Origin of the sequence: Actinoplanes sp. DH11 (genome assembly GCF_020873875.1) — a bacterium.
Classification (GTDB): Bacteria; Actinomycetota; Actinomycetes; order Mycobacteriales; family Micromonosporaceae; genus Actinoplanes.
Window position 1 is genome coordinate 1 of sequence record NZ_JAHWGU010000031.1, and the last position, 18,578, is coordinate 18,578.

Sequence of the window (18,578 nt, forward strand, 5' to 3'; positions counted from 1 at the left end):
AACGACTCGACCACCAGGTCGATGGTTCGTCGCCACTGGGCAGGCTCTACGCTGTGGCTCTCGGCCACCGCAAGGTCTGATGTTGTGTCCACAACGCACAGACGATCATGCGGTGGCCGTCCTCGTTTCTGCGGGATCCGAGGTCACCTCACGAACGGCGGCTGCCGTACTAGATCCTCTAGGTATGGATGTCCGGGGTCATCTTGATCTACTGCTGTTGGCCGTCTTGGCGGATGCGGAAGGTGCACATGGCTACGCCGTGATCGCCGCCCTGCGGGAGCGCTCGACCGGCGCCTTCGATGTGCCGGAGGGCACGGTCTATCCAGCACTGCACCGGTTGGAGCGGGCCGGCCTGGTGGTCAGCCGATGGGAGCAGGTCGCGCCTCGACGCAGGCGGGTCTACGAGTTGACCCCCGACGGCCGGGCCGCCCGGGCGGCCAAGCAGAGTGAGTGGCGCAGTTTCGTCAACAGCGTGCAGGCCGTGATCGGGCCGGTCGCAGCGCAGGCCCCGGCATGACGGCCCCGACCGGTGACGGGCCGGTGGAGCAGTATCTCGAATGAGATGTTCGATCGGCTCGCCGGCACCGGGCCGGCTGGGACGCCGGATGCTGGCCGAGGCGGAAAGCCACCTGCTCGCTGCCGTGGACGACGGGCGCGCCCGTGGCCTCGACACCGACGTCGCCGAACGTGAGGCTGTCGACCGGTTCGGCGCGGTGACCGCCGTCGTGCGAGACGTGCCGGCTGCTACCCGGGATGTGGCCGGCGTACTGCGTCGCCTGCTTACCGGAACGTGGTTCGCCGCCGCGGTCGTCATGATCTGGTGGGGCGGTCATGGTGTATTGGCCTGGCTGCTCGGGTGGCCATGGACCAAGCTGCTGACAGCTACCGACCGATTCGGAACACAGCCCGGCATGTGCGGGCGCCCATGGGTGCCGTCGACTCGTTCGGTCGACTGCTTCACTCAATATCGTGGAAATCTCGACATTGTCATCGGAGGGGGAGACCGAGACGCCTACCCCTTTGTGGCAGTGGCGGGTGTGCTCCTTCTGGCGGCGTGGCTCCTCCTGCGGCGCACCACCGTGCTGGGAACGACGGCATGGGCGCCGGCGCCGGGCATCCGCGGGCTCGGCCTCGCGGTTGCGTTCGGTCTCGCCGCGCCGGTGCTGATGGCTCACGGCATCACCGGACTCCATTGGCAGGCCCAGGAGTGGACCCTGAGCTACCTCATGGCTGGACTTCTCGCCGCCGGGATCAGCGCCGCGGTGATCCGCTGTGTTCGTGAATCCGCCGACGTCCGCCGTCATCGTTAGACCACCGCACCCGACCCCGGACGACTTGGAACCCGCTCATATTCACTTGAGGTTGCGGGTCTGGGGCAGACTGCGACGACGACGGGGACGAAAGGGAGAGTCGGCGTGGTCGATTTTCGAGGCCTCGCACCTTGGCCGGAAGGCATCGAGGTGATCGAGATGGAGGTGGACGGACAGGTGGTCGATCTCCACGGTGAGGCCACCCTGACGGCCATCGAGGTCGCCTGCCTTCCCTCGGTGGAGCTGATTCTTCGCTTCCGGGATGCCGAGGGACAGCCTGCGAGGCTCACCTTCGGTGCCGTGACGGAGCTGAGTTTCCGCCAGGATGAGGACGACGCGAACGGTCCACTCGTTCAGGCGTGGGAGCCTGATCTGGTGGAGACCTTCTACGGCGTGGAGTTCGAGGGCAGGGAGCACGGGAGAGGCTGGTTCGAGGTTCGCGCCATCACCGGCGTGCTCACCTTCGCGGCCGGTTCGGTCACCTTCCGCCGATCGTGAAACGCATTCTGTACTTCCTCATGAGCAGGCCGCGAGACTTCCTCATGAACAGGCCGCGAGCGGATCAGCTTCCGGCGGATCGGGCGGAACTTCGGTGGGCCGGGCCGTCCGTGCCCTTCGGCTCGGGGTAGACGGTGCGCACCGCGTCGCCGAGGCCCTGTGGCCGGGCTCGCCGGGGTCGGGCGCCGGCGGCCGGGTCGGCGGCCATTTCGCGGACGAGTGACGCGGCCAGGATCAGCATCACGATGACGAACGGCAACGCCACCACGATTGTCGCCTGCTGCAGCGCCTGCAGGCCCCCGGCCAGCAGCAACGCGCCCGCCACGGCACCCATCAGCACGCCCCACATGACGACCAGCAGCCGGTGCGGGCGCAGCGCCCCGCCGGAGGAGAGCGACGCCAGCACCAGCGACGCCGAGTCGGCGCTGGTGATGAAGTACAGCCCGACCAGCACCATGGCCAGTGTCGTGGTGACCGCGGCCAGCGGCATGGCGTCGAGCAACCCGAACAGGGCGTGTTCGGCGCCTTGGCGTACGTCGGCGATCAGGTCGGTGGTTCCGGTGGCCTGGGTGCGCAGCGCACTGCCGCCCATGACGGAGAACCAGACGGCGCTGGCGCCACTGGGCACCAGCAGCACGCCGACGACGAACTGCCGCACGGTCCGGCCGCGCGAGATCCGGGCGATGAACGTGCCGACGAACGGCGCCCACGAGATCCACCACGCCCAGTAGAACAGTGTCCAGGCACCCATCCAGTCCGGGTCCGAGAACGCTCCGGTGCGCGTCGACATGACGAGCAGACTGTTCAGGTAGTCGCCGACGGCGGCGGGCAGGACCTCCAGCGTGTAGACGGTCGGCCCGACCACGAACACGAAAGCCATCAGCAGCATCGCCATGCAGATGTTGATGGTCGACAGCCATTTCACACCCCGGTCCAGGCCGGAGAACGCCGACACCACGAACGCGGCGGTAAGTGCCGCGATGATGATCAATTCAACGGTACGGGTGTCCGGCACCCCGGCCACGATGCCGAGGCCGGCCGAAACCTGCAGCGCGCCCAGCCCGAGACTCGTCGCCGACCCGAACACCGTCGCGAAGATCGCGAGCAGGTCGATCGCCTTTCCCGCCGCACCGTCGGCGCGACGCCCCAGCAGCGGGCGGAACGCGGCGGAGAGCCGGTTGCCCCGCCCTTTGCGGAACGTCGAGTAGGCCAGCGCCAACCCGGCCACCGCGTAGATTGCCCACGGGTGCAACGTCCAGTGGAACAGCGTGTACTGCATCGCCACCGACCCGGCCTGTCCCGTGCCGGCGAGGGCCCCGGACGCCGGCGGCGGTGACGCGTAGTGCTGGATCGGCTCGGCGACCGCGTAGAAGACCAGGCCGATACCCATGCCGGCGCTGAACATCATCGCGATCCAGGCGAGCGTGGTGAATTCCGGCTCGTCGTCGTCGGCGCCGAGCCGGATCCGCCCGAACCGCCCGGCCGCGATCACCACGGCGAGCACCAGGAACGCGTCGGCGGCCAGCACGAAGAACCAGCCGAACGTCCCGATGGTCCAGCGCAGCCCGGCATCGCCGGCCCGTGCCACCGCATCGGGCGCCAGCACCGCCCAGAGCACGATGGCCAGCACGCCGCAGGTGCCGACGGCCACGACGGTGCGATCGGCACGGAGATCCGTCATGCCTCGTTCCGAGCTCACCATTTGCTGAGTCTTGCAGCATCCGTACGATATCGGACAGTTTCGTCCGCCTTTGCGCCGTCCGGCTAGGTGTTGCCTCGCGGGGCGGCGACGGCCTCGTCCACTGTGCGGAACGCCGGGAACTCCGGTGTCAGGCCCATCGTTTCGAGGATCTTCAGCAGGAAAGGTGAGGGCCCGGCGAGCACGAGCTGACCGGATCGCCGTCGGGTCGCGTTGCGGCCCCGCACCAGTGCGCCGACACCGGTGGAGTCCACCACGCCCACGTCGCTGAGATCGACGACGACGGTCGGACGAGCCGATGCGGCTGTCTCCAGGACGGCCCACAACTCCACAGCCGTGTCGAGGTCGATGTCACCGGGCACGTGCACCACCGCCGCGGACGGCTCCAGTCTCATCGACACGTGCTCGCCGTCCGCCGTCCGCCGGCGTCCGTCCCCGGCCGCAGCAGCCGCCATCTGCCATGCTCCTCACGTCTCGGTCACCGTGTGACAGCAGGCCTTACGGTACCTCCGACCAGATGCCCGGGTCGCCGCGCGAACAGCGGCCGTCGTGGTCCGTCAGCGCCACGGCCGGGTCGGCTGCAGCACCGCTTCCCGCAAGGCGGCGGTACGAAGCTCGGTGAACTGCTGATACTCGGGATCGGCGACCATCCGGCTGAACGCGTCCCGGCTCGGGTACCGCACCAGCAGCACCGCGTCCCACTGCTGGCCGTCCTCGGCGACGAGCGCGGTGTCGCCGTCGCCGGCGTAGAGCACCTCGCCCCCGTAGCGCGGCAGGAAGACGGTGCCGACCTCGCGCGCATACCGGTCGTACGACTCGCGGCCGTCCGGGGCGAATCTGAGCAGGTTCAGCATCACCACCGGCCCGCCCGGGTCGTCCCGCACGAAGTTCCGCAGGTCCTCACCGCTGGGATCGATCGCCATCTCGACTCTCCCTCTCTGGCGCGTCACTGATTGACCACGATCACAGCGTTGCCTGTCGCGCGCAACAGCCCCGTACACCGGATGCCGTTGTCCTCCGCGTCAGGTGCGGAGGTCGCGACGCCGGTATCCGACGGCGCCGACGAGTGCGGCGGCCGCTGCGACGCCGGTCATGACGATCGCCGCACGCCAGCCGGGGCTGCTGGCCGGCACCGCGGCCAGGTGCGCGAACGGGGAGAGCACGCCGATCCAGGCGGGGGCGTCGATGCTGTCGGCGACCACCTGCCACAGGAATCCGCCCGCCGCCGGGAGAGCGCCGACCCCGGCGACGATGCGGGGCATCCAGCCCAGTGCCAGGACAGCGGCGCCCAGGCAGAGCAGCACGATCGGCACGACGTTGAGGGCGCCGGCGAGGGCGTCGCCGAGGGTGAGGCCCGCCCCGGCGACGGCCGAACCCGCCCAGAGGGCGACGCCGGCCACGGTGATCAGGACCAGGGCGGCGCCGGTCGCGGTGGCCGCCTCGGCGGCCAGCAGCCGGGTCCGGGTCACGGGTGCGGCGAGCAGCAGGGCGAGCCGGTGGGCGGTCTCGTCCGCGGCAAGGGCGGCCAGCCGTGCGGCAACGAAGACCCCGGCCGGGATGGCGAGCAGCGCGAACAGCGTCGCGGCGTAGCCCTCGACGGTGCCGAGTGTGAAACCGGCCTGCGCGGCCATCTCGGTGAACTGCGGGTTGGCCGTGAGGAAATCCGTCATCGAGCGGGTGACCAGGCCGATGAGCAGGTAGTACGCCGCGACACCCGCCACCCATCCGGCCAGGGGCCGCAGGGTGCGCCGCACCGCGAACGCGGTGACCGAGCCGAGCAGCGTGGTGCGGGCCGGTCGGCCACCGGCGGTCGCGATGATCGCGCCGCCGACGTCGCGGCGGGCGGCGAGCCAGGCGGTGAGGGCCAGCAGCAGCAGCGCGGCGACCGCGAGCACTCCGAGCGGCAGCCAACGGTCGGCGCCGAACGGGCGGGTGAGCGCGACCAGTCCGAACGGCGACAGCCACCGCAGCCAGGCCAGTTCGGTGAGGCCGTCGCCGACCATCCGGGTGAGCAGGCCGAGGACCATGACGGCGGCCGCGGCGCCGTTGGCGGCGGACCGGCTGGGGAACAGTTGCGCGGTGAGTCCGCCGACGGCGACGAAGAAGAACCCGGCGGCTGCCAGGCCGGCACCGTGCAGCAGCGACCCGCCGGCGCTCGCGCCGGCGGCGATCATGGCGGCCGCGACGGCGGCGCCGGCGGCGAGCGGTACCGCGGCGAGAACACCGAGGTGGGCGCGGACGGCGCCGGTCAGGGTGGTGCGACCGGACAGCAGCAGGTGCCAGCGTCCGGCGTCCTCCTCGCCGCGGAGGATTCTGGTGGCGGCCAGACTCGACCACACGGCGAGGAGGACAGCGAGGATGGCGCCGGTGCGCCACACGGTGAACCCGCCCGGGTCGTCGAGCGCGACGGGCTCACCGAACAGGGTACGGATCGCCGGGTTGCGCGCCAGCGCCTCGAGAGCGGCCGGGTCCAGCGCCTGGTCGTGGTACATGGTCACGACGAGCGCGGACATGCCGGCACAGCCGGCGGTGACGCTCACCGCGCCGCGGCGGATCTGGCGGAGGGCGAGGGCGGCCAGGGCCGGGCCGGGCGGCCGCGACGGCAGGGTGGCGGTGCTCATCGGGCGTCCTGGCCGTAGTAGGCGAGGAAGATCTCTTCCAGGCTGGGCTCGCGGACGGCGATCGTCGCCACCTCGGCATCGGCGAGAGCGTGCAGCGCCGCCGCGGGGGAGCCGTCGAGGGTGAACCGCACGCCCACCGGGCCGTCCCGGTGCAGGTCGTCGATGCCGGGCACACCGCCGAGGTCCGGTGGTGTGCCGGTGAACGTGGCCGAGACCTCGGTGCGGTGCAGCCGGCGCAGGGCCGCGACGGAGGCCACCTCGACCAGCTTCCCGGCGCGGAGAATGGCGACCCGGTCGCACACGGCCTCGACCTCGGCGAGCTGGTGGGAGCTGAGGAACACCGTCTGCCCGTTGTCGCGGGCGGCACCGACGGCGTGCCGGAACTCCCGTTCCATCAGCGGGTCGAGGCCGCTGGTCGGCTCGTCGAGGACCAGCAGCGGCGCCCGGGTGGAAAATGCCGCGACCAGGGCGATCTTCTGCCGGTTACCGGTGGAGTAGGTGCCGGCCGGCTTGCTGACGTCGAGAGCGAACCGTTCGACGAGCTCGTCGCGGTAGGCGGCGTCGACGCCGGGACCGACACGCCCGAGCAGATCGAGGATCTCGGCGCCGGTCATCCGCGGCCACAGCGCCACGTCCGCCGGCACGTGGGCCAACCGGCGGTGCGCGACGGCCACGTCGGCGGCGTCGGTGTCGAAGATCCAGGCCTGGCCGGTGGTGGGTCGGGCCAGGCCCAGCAGCATACGGATCGTGGTTGATTTCCCGGCGCCGTTGGGGCCGAGGAAACCGAACACCTCGCCGGCGGCGACGTCGAGAGTGAGGTCGTCGACGGCGAGCAGCCGCCCGTACCGCTTGGACAGGTTTTCGGTGCGCAGGGCGGTGATGCCCATCGGAGCCTCCGCGAGGTCGACAGCACGACATGACCTGCCGACCAGACTTCCCGGCGCACCTGCCCTGACCGTACTCCCGCGCGGCCCCGCGCGGAAGCTGTCCACGCTCAGTGTTCCCGCGTGTCCTCGGCCTCGTACACGTCGGGGATGCCGTCGCGGTCGGCGTCGACGTTCTCGGCGGCATGGAGGCGCCGGTACACCCGGTTGCGGGCCCGCAGCACGACGGCGGCCAGCAGCGCGGCGGCCAGCGACCCGGCCAGGACGGCGACCTTGACGTGGTCCTCGCGGGGGGTGCCGGTGCCGAACGCCAGCTCGCCGATGAGCAGGGAGACGGTGAACCCGAGCCCGCCGAGCATGGCCAGGCCGATCACGTCGGCCCAGCTCAGTCCCTCGTCGAGGTTGGCGCGGGTGAACCGGGCCACCAGCCACGTCGCCGCGGTGATACCGATGGTCTTGCCGATCACCAGGCCGGCCATGATGCCGAGAGCGACCGAGTCGGTGAGCGACGCGCCGAGCCCGCTGAGCCCGCCGATGGTCACCCCGGCGGACAGCAGCGCGAACACCGGCACGGCGAACCCGGACGACAGCGGCCGGAACCGGTGCTCGAAGTGCTCCGCCAGACCCGGGCCCGCGTCCGGGCCGCCCGCGGCGTCGCTGCGCACCACCGGCACGGTGAACGCCAGCAGCACCCCGGCGACGGTGGCGTGCACCCCCGACTCGTGCATCAGTACCCACGTCGCGGCGGCCAGCGGCAGCAGCAGCCACCACGAGCGGACCCGCCGCTGCACGAGCATGCCGAAAGCGGCCAGCGGCAGCAGCATGGCCAGCAACGGCAGCACCGACAGCTGAGCGGTGTAGAACACCGCGATGATGGCAATGGCGAGCAGGTCGTCGACGACGGCGAGGGTGAGCAGGAACGTCCGCAACCCGGCCGGCAGATGCCGCCCCACGACCGCCAGCACTGCCAGCGCGAACGCGATGTCGGTCGCGGTCGGGATCGCCCAGCCGCGCAGCGCGCCCTCACCGGCGTTCCAGGTGAACGCCGCATAGATCAGCGCCGGGACGATCACGCCGCCCACGGCGGCGGCGACCGGCACCGCGGCCCGCCGCGGGTCACGCAGGTCCCCGGCGACGAATTCGCGCTTGAGTTCCAGGCCGGCGACGAAGAAGAAGATGGCCAGCAGACCGTCCGCAGCCCACGTCGCCAGGCTCAGGTCGAGATGCCAGGCCGCCGGGCCTATCTTGAACTCCCGCAACGCCTCGTAGGCCGGCGCCCACGGCGAGTTCGCCCAGATCAGCGCCACCACCGCGGCGGCCAGCAGCAGTGCCCCGCCGATCGTCTCCTGCCGCAGGATCTCGCCGATGCGGCGGGCTTCGGGCCACGAGCCGCGCCGGAACAGGGACGTGCGGGAGGTGTCGCTCACGAGGGTGCTCGCTTTCGGGGTCGGGTCAGCCACTTGCCGACCAGACTTCCCGGCGCACCGGGATCCACCCTATCTCAGCATGCCGGTGCGCTTTCCGATCGGCCCGAAGCCGGCGGGTGCGAAATCACGTCAGGGAAATAACCACGTCAGGTAGCCTGTTTCCCAGATACCCCTGGGGGGTATATGAGCCGAGCCGTCGACGATTGAGGAATCAGCCATGTCCCGCACCGCACCGATGACCGCTCCACCGCGAGCTGACGGCCGCCTCGGCCTGGCTCTGCTCGTGATCGCGACAGCGCAGCTGATGATGGTCCTGGACGACACCGTCGCGAACGTGGCTCTGCCGAGCATCCAGGCGCAGTTCGACATGTCGGAGTCGGCACTGCCATGGGTGATCAACGCCTACGTGCTCGCGTTCGGCGGCCTGCTGTTGTTCGGCGGACGGGTGGGCGACCTCTACGGCCGGATCCGGGTGCTGCGCCTCGGCCTGGTCGTCTTCACCGCCGCGTCGCTGGCCGGTGGGCTCGCGCCCAGCAGTGAGCTGCTGATCGCCGCCCGCGGCGTCCAGGGCCTCGGCGCGGCGCTCGTCGCCCCGAACGCGCTCGCGCTGATCGCCACCACCTTCCCGGCGGGCCGGGCCCGCAACAGGGCGATGGCCGTGTACGGCGCCATGTCCGCGCTCGGTATCACCGGTGGTGTCCTGCTCGGCGGACTGCTGACCGGTGCACTGAGCTGGCGGTGGGTCCTGCTGATCAACATTCCGATCGGACTCGCCGTCCTCGCCGGCACCCGGATCCTGGTGGCGGGTGAGCGGCACACCGGCCGCCTCGACACCCTGGGCGCGGTCACCGGTACCGCCGGGTTCACCGCGCTGGCCTACGGTTTCACCCGCGCGGGCGAGCACGGCTGGACCGACTCGATCACGCTGACCGCCTTCGGTGCGGCCGTCGCCACCCTGGTCCTGTTCGTGGTCCGGCAGGCGCGCAGCCGTGATCCGCTGCTCCCGCTGCGGCTGCTGGCCGACCGCAACCGCTCCAGCGCGTACCTCACCGTGCTGTTCATCGGCGGCGGCCTGATGGGGACCTTCTACCTCGCCACCCTGTTCATGCAGCAGGTCCTGCAACTCGGCCCGTTGCGGGCGGGCGTCGCCGCGCTGCCGTTCGGCCTCGGCATCATCCTGGCCTCCGGCGTGGCGTCCAAGCTCGCCGAGAAGCTGCCACCTCGGGCGATCGCCGTTCCCGGACTGCTTCTCGCCGCCGCCGGCATGTTCTGGCTGTCCGCCCTGCCGGTCGACGCCGGCTACTGGACCGATCTCCTTGTGCCGCTGTTCCTCACGTCCGCGGGCCTGGGCTTGGCGTTCGTGCCGATGACCCTCACCGTCGTGCACGACGTCGACCCGCGCGAGACCGGCGTGGCCTCCGCGCTGATGAACACCGCCCAGCAGATCGGGGCCGCCATCGGCCTGGCCGTCCTGACCACCGTCTCCGCCACGGCTGCCGCCACCCAGCTCCCCGGCGCCGCCACAGCGCTGCACACCGCCCGGGCCGGCGGCGACGACGACCTCGTAGCCCGCGCGCAGCAGGCACTGAGCCACGGCTACACCACCGCCTACCTCGCCGCCGCCGCACTGCTGGTGGTCGCGGCCGCGATCACCGCCGTCGGCGTCAACACCCGCCACCGGCAACGCTCGTCCGCCGAGGCCGGCAACCACGCCGGGTGAATGCCTCTCCCGACGGCCAGCCGGCCCAGGTGGCGCTCCGGGTCCTCGTACAGGCGCAGCAAGGCCGCCGGCAGCGGTGTGCCTGCACCGAGCAGGTCCAGGTGCGCGCGTACGTCTGCTTCCGGGGTGCCGCGGACCCGGGCCAGCTCGTCGGCGAACCTGGTGCCCGTCCCGTCCGGCGGTGGTGTCAGGAAGTCCGGCACGTACCGCGGATCGGCGAGCAGCGGGGCGAGCATCTCGAGGTGCAGAGCGGACACCGCGCCGATACCGGTGAATGCGTTCACGTCCGTAGCTCTCCAGTCGGGGACAGGGGCAGACGGGCGAGGACCAGGCCGGCGTCCGCGGTCAGGGTGCCGCCGAGCATTTCCGCGCGTTCCCGCATCGAGGTCAGCCCGTACCCCGGGATCCAGGCCTTTCCGGTCTCACCGTCGTCGCGCACCTCGATCGTCAGCGCCGCCGCGCCGTCCAGGCGCAGGACCACGTCGGCGTGGCGGCCGGCGGAGTGCCGGGCGGCGTTGGTCAGCGCCTCCACCACGATGCGGTAGGCGGTGACCTCGACGGCGGCGCCCAGGCCGGGCAGGGGGCCGGTGACGTGCACGTCCACGGTCATCGGGCGGCCGTCGGCACCGAGCACGTGGCGGGCGTGCTGGCGGATGGTCTGTTCCAGGCCCACCTGGTCGAGGCTGGGCGGGCGCAGGCCTTCCACCAGCCGGCGCACCTCGACGATGGCTTCGCCGGCCTCCGCGCGTACGCCTGCCAGCAGTTCCGCGGCCCGTTCCGGGTCGCGGTGCAGGATGTTGCGGGCCGCGTCCGAGGCGTAGGCGAGACCCGTCAGCCGGGGGCCCAGGCCGTCGTGCAGGTCGCGGCGCAGCCGGCGGCGTTCCTCCTCGACGGCGGCGACGACGGCGGCGCGCGAGGTCTGCAGGGCGGCGCGCAGTTCGCGGGCCTGCATGAGCTGGGCGAGGGCCGGGGCCAGCACCGCGATCACCTGGTCGTCGCCGCGCAGCAGGGTGAGCTGGCCGGGGCGCAGACCGATCTCCAGGTGCCCGGGGGTGAGCGCCCGGCGGACCACCGACTCGCCGGGCCGGCCGCTGACCGCGATCGGGTGGCCGGCGTCGTCGAGCAGGGCCGCGTACGGCAGCACCAGCGCCTCGCGCAGCGCCCGCAGTGCCGGCACCGGGTCTTCGCCGAGGCGTTCGCCCACCTGGGAGGCGGCCCGAATGGGGTCGCTGCGGGCGCCGAACAGCAGCAGTTCGAGGACCTGGCGGAACAGCCTGGCGAACGGGGCGTAGCCGATCGCGCAGGCGGCGGCGACCAGGCCGAGCGCGCCGGGGGAGAAGTCGACAGGTCCGCCGGCGATCACTTCGACGGCCGCGACGATTCCGGCGAAGACGCTCACCACGAGCAGCGTGGTGATCGCGTGCACGGCGATCGACAGCGCCATCGCCCGCACGTCGCGGACCGCGGGAGCGCTCAGGCCGAGGTAGAGGCAGGCCACCAGCACGGCCCAGGCGGCCAGGTGCAGGACGGCCGCGGGTTGCTGCGGCAGGGCGAAACTCGCGAGGACGGCCAGCACCGGGCCGGGCACCGCACCGAGGGACAGCCACTGCAGCGCCCGGCGGACGGCCGCGTCACTGTGCTCGTAGCGCCACCACTGCACCGCCAGCACGAGCAGGTAGGCCACGAACACACTGAGGTCCCCGGCGGTCCAGCGGCCCGCGTCCAGCACGGCCACCCCACCGGCGGCGGCCACGACCGCCGGTGCCGCCCAGCCGAGCCCGGCGGGCGGGCGGTCGTCGGGGTAGAGCACCAGCGCCGTGGGCAGCAGCACGAGCACACTCAGCAGCCACAGCCGTTCCGGAAGGGCGCCCGGACCCAGGGTGAGACGCAGCGTCACCGCGACGATGGCGCAGGCAGCGGCGGCAAGGAGCAGAACCAGCAGGTGTACGGGGCCGCGGTGCCTCACCAGCAGCGCCGACGCCGCAGTGGCCAGGATGAGGGCGGCCGCACCGAAAGCCAGCCAGGCACTCATCCAGGGCGTCCCCGCCCCAGGCCACCGTCGCGGGCGCGCACGATCGCCGCCGACCGGTCGGTGACCTGAAGCTTGCCGAAGATCGACGACAGGTGGTTGGCGACCGTCTTGGGTGCCATGCCCAGTGCGTCCGCGATGACGGCGTTGCGCCGGCCCTGCGCCACGAGTTCGAGCACGTCACGTTCGCGCGCGGTCAGGCCGGGGAACGGATCGGCACGCTCCGCGGGGTCGCGCCCGAACACGCCCAGCACCCGGCTCGCGATGCCCGGCCCGAAGATCGCCTCCCCGGCGACCACGGCGCGCAGTGCCCGCTCGATCTCCTCCTGCGCGGCGCCTTTGAGCAGGTAGCCACGGGCGCCGGCCTGCATCGCCCCGAACACGACGTCGTCCTCCTCGGCCATGGACAGCACCAGAACGGCGGTGGCGGGGCAGGCCCGGACGATGCGGCGGGTCGCCTCCACACCGTCCACGTGCGGCATCATCACGTCCATCACGACCACGTCCGGCCGGCTCAGCTGCACCTCGCGGACCGCCTGCTCACCGTCGGCCGCCTCACCGACCACGGTGAACCCGCCGAACGACTCGATGAGCGCTCGCAGGCCACCGCGCACCACCGGGTGGTCGTCGACGAGGACGACCGTGATCGGCCGATCGGGCGGCGTCATCCGTCCATGATGGGGCTGGCCGGGCCGGCAGACCAGGAATACGTTCCCGGGTGGGACCGGGAAACTTCCCGCCGGCGCGGGCAGGCCGACCGATCCGGGTGCGGCTCGCGGCCAGCAGGCTCGGGGGTAACGGCGCCGGGCAAGCGGCGCCCGCGGCGATCCGGGAGGATCACGATGCAGCTCACCAAGCTCAACAAGGCCGGACTGGTCATCGCTCTTCTGCTCGGCCTCATCGACGTGACCGGGCCGTTCACCCTGGTGCCGGAGAACTCCCAGGACGGCCCGCCGTTCGCCATCCTGCTGATCGACTGCCTGCTGGGCCTGATCACCGTCGCCGCGGTGGTGGTCGCCTGGCGTACCGGCCGGCGCGGTGCCGTCCGCATCGCCGCCGGCGCCCGCATCATCTCGGTGATCACCGCCCTGCCGGCGTTCTTCGTCGACGTGCCCGCGGCCCTGCAGATGGTCGTCGCCGTCGCCGTGGCCCTCACCATCGCGTCGGTGGCGATGATGTTGGCCCCGTCCCGCCGACCGGTTCTGATCAGCGATTGATCCACCCGTGCCCGGACGGGCGGTGACGGCGTGCGTGCCGGGGCCGGTGGTGCCGGCACGAGCCGACGCAACCTGGCGGCCCTCCCAGCGCGGGCCTTCACCCCGGCCTGAAGACCGCAGCACTGGCCCGCAATCCGGTAGCCGAGCAGGAACGCGGGTACCTCGGTCCGGGAGCCTGAATCATCGTGCCCCGCTTCCCGCCTGGAAGCGGGGTCGTCCCTGACGGGCAGCAACGACGCGGAGGAATGCGATGCGTACCACCAAGCTCGGCGAACTCGAAGTGTCCCGCATCGGCCTGGGTGCGATGGGCATGTCGCACGGCTACAGCGGCGCCGGCAGCGACGACGCCGAATCGATCCGCACCATCCACCGGGCGATCGACCTCGGCGTCACCCTGATCGACACCGCCGAGGTCTACGGCCCGTACATCAACGAGGAACTGGTCGGCGCGGCGCTTAAGGGCCGCCGTGACCAGGTGGTTCTCGCCACCAAGTTCGGCCTGATCTCGCACACCGGGCGGGGCGCGGGCAAACCCGACAGCAGCCCGGACAGCATTCGTACGGCGGTCGACGGTTCCCTGAAGCGGCTCGGCACCGACCGCATCGACCTGTACTACCAGCACCGCGTCGACCCGGACACCCCGATCGAGGAGACCATGGGCGTCCTCGCGGAACTGGTGACCGAGGGCAAGATCCGGTATGTCGGGCTGTCCGAGGCCTGGATCGACACGGTCCGCCGCGCCCACGCCGTGCATCCGGTGACCGCGCTGCAGTCGGAGTACTCGCTGTGGACCCGCGACCAGGAGGAGATCCTCCCGGTGCTGCGGGAGCTCGGCATCGGCCTGGTCGCCTACTCGCCGCTGGGCCGGGGCTTCCTCACCGGCGCCCTGCGCACCCCCGCCGACGTGGAAAATCTCGACGACAGCGACTTCCGCAAGGGCCACCCGCGCTTCACCGGCGACAATTTCCGGCGCAACCTGCGCATCGCCGACCAGGTGCAGCAGATCGCCGAGAAGGCCGGCGTCACGGCGGCTCAGGTGGCGCTGGCCTGGTTGCTGGCGCAGGGCGACGACATCGTGCCGATCCCCGGCACCAAGCGGGTCAGCCGGGTGGCGGAGAACGTCGCCGCCGACGCCGTACGGCTGACGCCCGAGCAGGTCGTGGCCCTGACCGCCCTGCCGCCCGCCGAGGGCGGCCACCACACCGACGCCCAGATGCGGATGATCGAGCGCTGAGCCGTCCCGGGCCGGTCCGCTTCGAGTGGATCGGCCCGGTACGCCGGAGATCCGTCACCTGCCGATCCACCACCCACGCACCCGTCAGGAGCTGGTGGTGTCGCTGTGTCTGGCGGACGGCTCGAAGAGGGCGGTGTGCGCTTCTCGTGGCAGTCTCGGTGTCGATCATGTCGACTCCCTGGTCGCCGGCGGAGTAGCCAGTCGCCGGAAGCGTAGTCACATGCCGCAAGGAGGGGCGTTCGCCGATGGCCCGGTTGCCATCGACGAGCTTCCATCAAAGTTCGCTGACGTGCCGTAAGGTACGAGGGCATGCTCCTGTCACGGCTCGACCGCGAGTGGTCGGGTCCGGAAGGCGGTCCTCAGCATGGAATCCCCGTACCTGTTCAACGACGGCTCCGCCCGGGCTTCAGTGACGGCGACCAGCGACATCGCCAGCGACTCGATGGAACTGACGGTGCGTGGCCTGTGGACGCGCTCGCTGGCCGCCGACATCCGGACCGGCGTCTACAAATGTCTGGCGGAGCAGCCGGCCACCATGGTGATCGACGTGTGGGACATGCGCGATGCCGACGGCGCCAGCGTGCCGATGTGGCTCGCCGCGCACCGGGCCGCCGGCATGCCGCAGCCGCCGGTGCGACTGGCGTTGTGCGTTCCGCCGACCTCGGTCCTGGCCGAGCGGCTGCACAAGGTCGGCGCCACGCAGTACCTGCCGCTGTTCGCCGGCATGCCCGAGGCCCGGGCGGCGCTGGCCTCGAACAAGCCGCTGACCGACCAGTTGACGGTGACGCTGCCCCCGGTGCTGACCTCCGCGAGCGTCGCCCGGGACCTGGTCGGGCAGGCCTGTTCGGCGTGGCGTCTGAGCCCGCTGCTGATGTCGGCCCGCGCGGTGTTGTCCGAGTTGGTCACCAATGCCATCGAGAACGCCGGTGCCGACATCACCGTCATGGTGGCGCGGCGCGGCACCGGCCTCTACCTGGCGGTTCGCGACGACGATCCGCGCATGCCGTACCTGCGCGAGCTGGCACCCCACACGGGAAGCGTGCTCGACGACCGCGGCCTGGGCCTGCGCATCGTCCATCAGGCCGCGCGCGCCTGGGGCGCCCGCGCCGTCACCGGCGGCAAAATCGTCTGGGCCACCGTCCGTTCCGGCCGGCGGCTGCGGTGACGGCGCTTCTCGCGGTCCCCTCGCCCGGCGCCGACCGCAGAAGCCGGGGAAGCGCTGATCTCAGAAGCCGGGGAAGACGGCGCGCAGCTCGTCGAGCGTGATGTTGCCGGTGACCTCCACCCCGGCCGGGGTGTGCCGCGGGGTGAGCCGGCCGTAGAGCAACCGGATCGCCGACTCCAGCGGTCCGCCGAAGGACGCGGTCGCCGGCAGGTCGTCAGTGGTGAGCCGGACCTTGTCATCCAGCACGATCCGGTACGGCGTCTTGCTGATCTCGATCACGGCGTGCTCGCGTGCCGCGGCGGGCTTGCCGACGAAACCGAGCAGGAAGCCGAGCCCGCCGCTGAGGTGCTCGGCCAGCAGGGAGACGGACGGTTCGGTGAGTACGGCTGCCGGGTCGACGCCGACGCGGACGTCCCAGACGTGCGGCGCCACCTCGCTCAGCCGCATGGCGGCGAACGACGCCAGCGACAGCGGCTCCGGCAGGAACCCGACGGGCAACGCAAGGTCGTCGTGGCGCTGCTCCGGCACCGCTTCGAGGGCCGTGACGAGCGCGGTGTCCGACTCCACCGAGCCGGCGGCCTGGTTCGGCGGGCTCAGCGCGTTCCACCGATCCCAGACGCCCTGGTTGAAGTCCGGGCCGGGCGCTTGTGCCTCACCCAGTCCCGCCCGGAGCCCGGCGAGCGTGATCTCCGCGCCGCTGCCCAGGTGGGACAGGACGTCGGCGACGGTCCATTCGCTGGCGCCGGACGGGCCGGTGAGCTGCTCGGGGGAGAGGGCGGGGACCAGGCTGGCGAGGGTGTCGTGCTCGCTGCGCAGGGCCGCGATCGTGCGGCCGGCAAGGGTGGTCATGCCGACGAGCCTACTCAAATCGACGAGACCCGCAGCGGGCATCCAGCGGCTGGGACCTGCGTCAGCGGAGGGCTCGCCATTGGGAGATGGCGATGTGGTGGTCGTCAGGATCGAGAAAGGTGGCGGACCAAAGTTCGAGGCGTTCCCCACGGTTCACCGGCCGGGGGCCGTGCACGAATCGAACGCCCTTCGACACCAGCTCGAGGTAGGCCGTCTCGATGTCGCCCACCTCCAGATTGAGATAGATCAGGCGCTCGGTCTCGGCGGAAGGGCTGGGGGTCACCCGCAGGATCAGACGGGTGTCGCCGGAGACCAGCACGCTGCTGTTCGCGCCGACGTCCACCTCGTAGAAGCCCAGCCTGTCCCGGTAGAACGAGATCGAGCGGGCCAAGTCGGTGACGATCACGGTGATGCCAACGCCGTGAATCGCACCGGCCTGGACAGGCTCGGCGTTCGGGTACGCGGTGGTCGAATCTGCGGGCTCCGAGGTGTCGAGAAAAGAGCGGGCGGTGCCGGCCACCTCCCAGTCCTGGTCCATGCTGACCACCTCTTGGAGTTGGACACGGGCGATCAGGGCCTCGTCGGAGTTCTTCGAGGTGAGCAGGCCACCGAGAACCCGTACGCCGCCGAGCCGGAGCTCGCGATAGCCGCTACCCAGTGCGGACCGAAGATCTTCCGAGAAGCGCGCCGGCGTGACACGAATGCCGTGCGGGTTGAGTGCGAGATAGAGCTTTCCCTCCGTTCGGTTCCGGGAGTACTGCGGGTTTTGTACGGCGCCGGCTGCCCTCAGCATTTCCTCAGCGTGGTTGAATGCGTCCTCGACGGTGATAAGGCCGTCGTTGTCCGCGTCGGCCGCACCGTTGCGGATGCCGCTGACCAGGGCTGCGGTAAAGACCGATCGGACAAGGTTCAGCTTGTCCGCATGCACATGCTCATAGGAAAGCTCACTGGCCCGGGAGGATGCCAGCAGGTCACGGCCGCGACCTCCACCCACAAGTCGGCGTTCCAACTCCAGGTCGGTGCCGGCCTTGGCACCCGGGAATGATCCGCCATGGCAGCAGTCCAAGATCAGGATTTGTCGCGCGGCATCGCATTCGTCGAGGCGGTCCCGCAGCCACGCCGCGTCGACGGCGGTGTAGCTGAGGCGACTGAGGTTGGTGTCCCGGGCTGCGAAGAACAGGTCGCCCCGCTTGCTGAGTACGCCATGACCGGACAGGTAGAACAGGATCGTGTCCCGGGGTTTGCGCTCAGCCAGGAATTCGCCGAGTGACTGCATGATCTCGTAGTGCGGCTTGTCCAGCACAGTGGTGACTTCGAACCCGCCGATCCTCGGGTCGCCCAGGATCGCGGTCATGTCGGCGCAATCCTGAGCGGGCGCGCGTAACGGCCTCAGGTCGGGGTCCGCGTAGGTGGTGGTGGCCAGGACAAGGGCGTACCGCGGTCCCGCAGGTAGGTCAGGAGCCGGCCGGAGCATGCCGGGCGAGCCAGATGTCGAGCAGCTGCTGTTGCTGAGCGGTGGTGACCCCGGTCAGCTCAATGCTGTCGCCATCGATGCTGATCTTGACGCTGCGGCCGCTGCGGCCGGCCCAATCCCGGATCTTGCCGAGCGCGGCCGTCACGGCGACCACGCCGAGCTTGACAACCAGCGATTCGACAAGGCCGGCACCCTTACTGCCCGCGGGTCCCTCGCCACCGGTGCGAGACTCGACATCGTCCAGGTCGAGATCGAGCAGTGCGGCGCGCAACTGCCCGGTCAGTAACAGCAGGTCACGTTGGTTGTCACCCTCTTCTGAGCGGACTTGCACGACAAGATCTGGTCGGTCAGCCACCTGCGCCTCGCAATCCTGACGACTGCCGAATTCTCGCAACACACCAGCCACCCTGCAACCACCGTCCGAGTGATCCGGACGTTGATGCGATCAGAC

Annotated in this window: 19 protein-coding genes; 7 read left to right on the forward strand and 12 right to left on the reverse strand. The window is 71.1% G+C overall.

What is annotated here, in order from left to right; all coding sequences use genetic code 11:
* Nucleotides 1-184: 184 nt before the first annotated feature.
* The 3 genes from LPA41_RS33400 to LPA41_RS33410 all read left to right on the forward strand — a co-directional run bounded on the left by LPA41_RS33400 (nucleotide 185) and on the right by LPA41_RS33410 (nucleotide 1,808).
* Complete coding sequence (locus LPA41_RS33400) at nucleotides 185-517, forward strand: PadR family transcriptional regulator (RefSeq protein WP_255690956.1); 333 nt, start codon at nucleotides 185-187, stop codon at nucleotides 515-517.
* Between the two features lie 40 nt (nucleotides 518-557).
* The gene (locus LPA41_RS33405) at nucleotides 558-1,310 is read left to right on the forward strand and encodes a permease prefix domain 1-containing protein (RefSeq protein WP_255690928.1); all 753 of its coding nucleotides are present in this window, start codon (nucleotides 558-560) and stop codon (nucleotides 1,308-1,310) included.
* A gap of 150 nt (nucleotides 1,311-1,460) precedes the next feature.
* Nucleotides 1,461-1,808: a hypothetical protein gene (locus LPA41_RS33410; protein ID WP_229075117.1), complete on the forward strand. Its 348-nt coding sequence runs from the start codon at nucleotides 1,461-1,463 to the stop codon at nucleotides 1,806-1,808.
* Between the two features lie 64 nt (nucleotides 1,809-1,872).
* Here the strand turns inward: LPA41_RS33410 and LPA41_RS33415 are convergent, their stop codons facing one another.
* The 6 genes from LPA41_RS33415 to nhaA form a co-directional block, all read right to left on the reverse strand.
* Entirely contained in the window at nucleotides 1,873-3,489 is a 1,617-nt protein-coding gene (locus tag LPA41_RS33415; RefSeq protein WP_229075118.1) for a BCCT family transporter, read from the reverse strand.
* Nucleotides 3,490-3,572: 83 nt separating this feature from the next.
* A complete protein-coding gene (locus LPA41_RS33420) occupies nucleotides 3,573-3,962 on the reverse strand; it encodes an STAS domain-containing protein (RefSeq protein WP_229075119.1) in 390 nt (129 codons plus the stop codon).
* A 102-nt stretch (nucleotides 3,963-4,064) separates the two neighbouring features.
* Nucleotides 4,065-4,430, reverse strand: a complete 366-nt coding sequence (locus LPA41_RS33425; RefSeq protein ID WP_229075120.1) for a DUF1330 domain-containing protein — start codon at nucleotides 4,428-4,430, stop codon at nucleotides 4,065-4,067.
* Nucleotides 4,431-4,529: 99 nt separating this feature from the next.
* A complete protein-coding gene (locus LPA41_RS33430; RefSeq protein ID WP_229075121.1) occupies nucleotides 4,530-6,128 on the reverse strand; it encodes an ABC transporter permease in 1,599 nt (532 codons plus the stop codon).
* On the reverse strand, nucleotides 6,125-7,015 hold the full coding sequence (locus LPA41_RS33435) for an ABC transporter ATP-binding protein (protein WP_229075122.1): 891 nt from the start codon (nucleotides 7,013-7,015) through the stop codon (nucleotides 6,125-6,127). The genes LPA41_RS33430 and LPA41_RS33435 overlap by 4 nt, the downstream gene beginning before the upstream one ends.
* Nucleotides 7,016-7,122: 107 nt before the next feature.
* Nucleotides 7,123-8,439: a Na+/H+ antiporter NhaA gene (gene nhaA, locus LPA41_RS33440; protein WP_229075123.1), complete on the reverse strand. Its 1,317-nt coding sequence runs from the start codon at nucleotides 8,437-8,439 to the stop codon at nucleotides 7,123-7,125.
* Between the two features lie 217 nt (nucleotides 8,440-8,656).
* On the opposite strand from nhaA, the gene LPA41_RS33445 reads away from it, so the two are divergent.
* On the forward strand, nucleotides 8,657-10,159 hold the full coding sequence (locus tag LPA41_RS33445) for an MFS transporter (protein ID WP_229075124.1): 1,503 nt from the start codon (nucleotides 8,657-8,659) through the stop codon (nucleotides 10,157-10,159).
* Here the strand turns inward: LPA41_RS33445 and LPA41_RS33450 are convergent.
* From LPA41_RS33450 to LPA41_RS33460, 3 genes are read right to left on the reverse strand one after another with little or no spacing between them, the layout of a single operon-like run.
* Nucleotides 10,048-10,443, reverse strand: coding sequence for a hypothetical protein (locus LPA41_RS33450; RefSeq protein WP_229075125.1), 396 nt, complete (start codon nucleotides 10,441-10,443; stop codon nucleotides 10,048-10,050). The genes LPA41_RS33445 and LPA41_RS33450 overlap by 112 nt on opposite strands.
* A complete protein-coding gene (locus tag LPA41_RS33455) occupies nucleotides 10,440-12,191 on the reverse strand; it encodes a histidine kinase (RefSeq protein WP_229075126.1) in 1,752 nt (583 codons plus the stop codon). The genes LPA41_RS33450 and LPA41_RS33455 overlap by 4 nt, the downstream gene beginning before the upstream one ends.
* On the reverse strand, nucleotides 12,188-12,856 hold the full coding sequence (locus tag LPA41_RS33460; protein ID WP_229075127.1) for a response regulator transcription factor: 669 nt from the start codon (nucleotides 12,854-12,856) through the stop codon (nucleotides 12,188-12,190). The genes LPA41_RS33455 and LPA41_RS33460 overlap by 4 nt, the downstream gene beginning before the upstream one ends.
* Before the next feature lie 174 nt (nucleotides 12,857-13,030).
* Between LPA41_RS33460 and LPA41_RS33465 the strand changes: the two genes are divergently transcribed.
* From LPA41_RS33465 to LPA41_RS33475, 3 genes are all read left to right on the forward strand, one after another.
* Complete coding sequence (locus LPA41_RS33465; RefSeq protein WP_229075128.1) at nucleotides 13,031-13,405, forward strand: hypothetical protein; 375 nt, start codon at nucleotides 13,031-13,033, stop codon at nucleotides 13,403-13,405.
* Between the two features lie 250 nt (nucleotides 13,406-13,655).
* Nucleotides 13,656-14,639 (forward strand): aldo/keto reductase, encoded by a 984-nt coding sequence (locus tag LPA41_RS33470; RefSeq protein ID WP_229075129.1) that lies wholly within the window; start codon nucleotides 13,656-13,658, stop codon nucleotides 14,637-14,639.
* A gap of 364 nt (nucleotides 14,640-15,003) precedes the next feature.
* Nucleotides 15,004-15,804, forward strand: a complete 801-nt coding sequence (locus tag LPA41_RS33475; RefSeq protein ID WP_229075130.1) for an ATP-binding protein — start codon at nucleotides 15,004-15,006, stop codon at nucleotides 15,802-15,804.
* 60 nt (nucleotides 15,805-15,864) lie between these two features.
* On the opposite strand, the gene LPA41_RS33480 is transcribed toward LPA41_RS33475, so the two are convergent.
* The 3 genes from LPA41_RS33480 to LPA41_RS33490 form a co-directional block, all read right to left on the reverse strand.
* Nucleotides 15,865-16,653 carry a maleylpyruvate isomerase N-terminal domain-containing protein gene (locus LPA41_RS33480; RefSeq protein WP_229075131.1) on the reverse strand — a complete coding sequence of 263 codons (789 nt, stop codon included), beginning with the start codon at nucleotides 16,651-16,653 and terminating at the stop codon, nucleotides 15,865-15,867.
* A gap of 61 nt (nucleotides 16,654-16,714) precedes the next feature.
* The gene (locus LPA41_RS33485; RefSeq protein ID WP_229075132.1) at nucleotides 16,715-18,127 is read right to left on the reverse strand and encodes a caspase family protein; all 1,413 of its coding nucleotides are present in this window, start codon (nucleotides 18,125-18,127) and stop codon (nucleotides 16,715-16,717) included.
* Nucleotides 18,108-18,524, reverse strand: coding sequence for a hypothetical protein (locus tag LPA41_RS33490; RefSeq protein WP_229075133.1), 417 nt, complete (start codon nucleotides 18,522-18,524; stop codon nucleotides 18,108-18,110). Before LPA41_RS33490 ends, LPA41_RS33485 begins: the two co-directional genes overlap by 20 nt.
* Nucleotides 18,525-18,578: the final 54 nt, after the last annotated feature.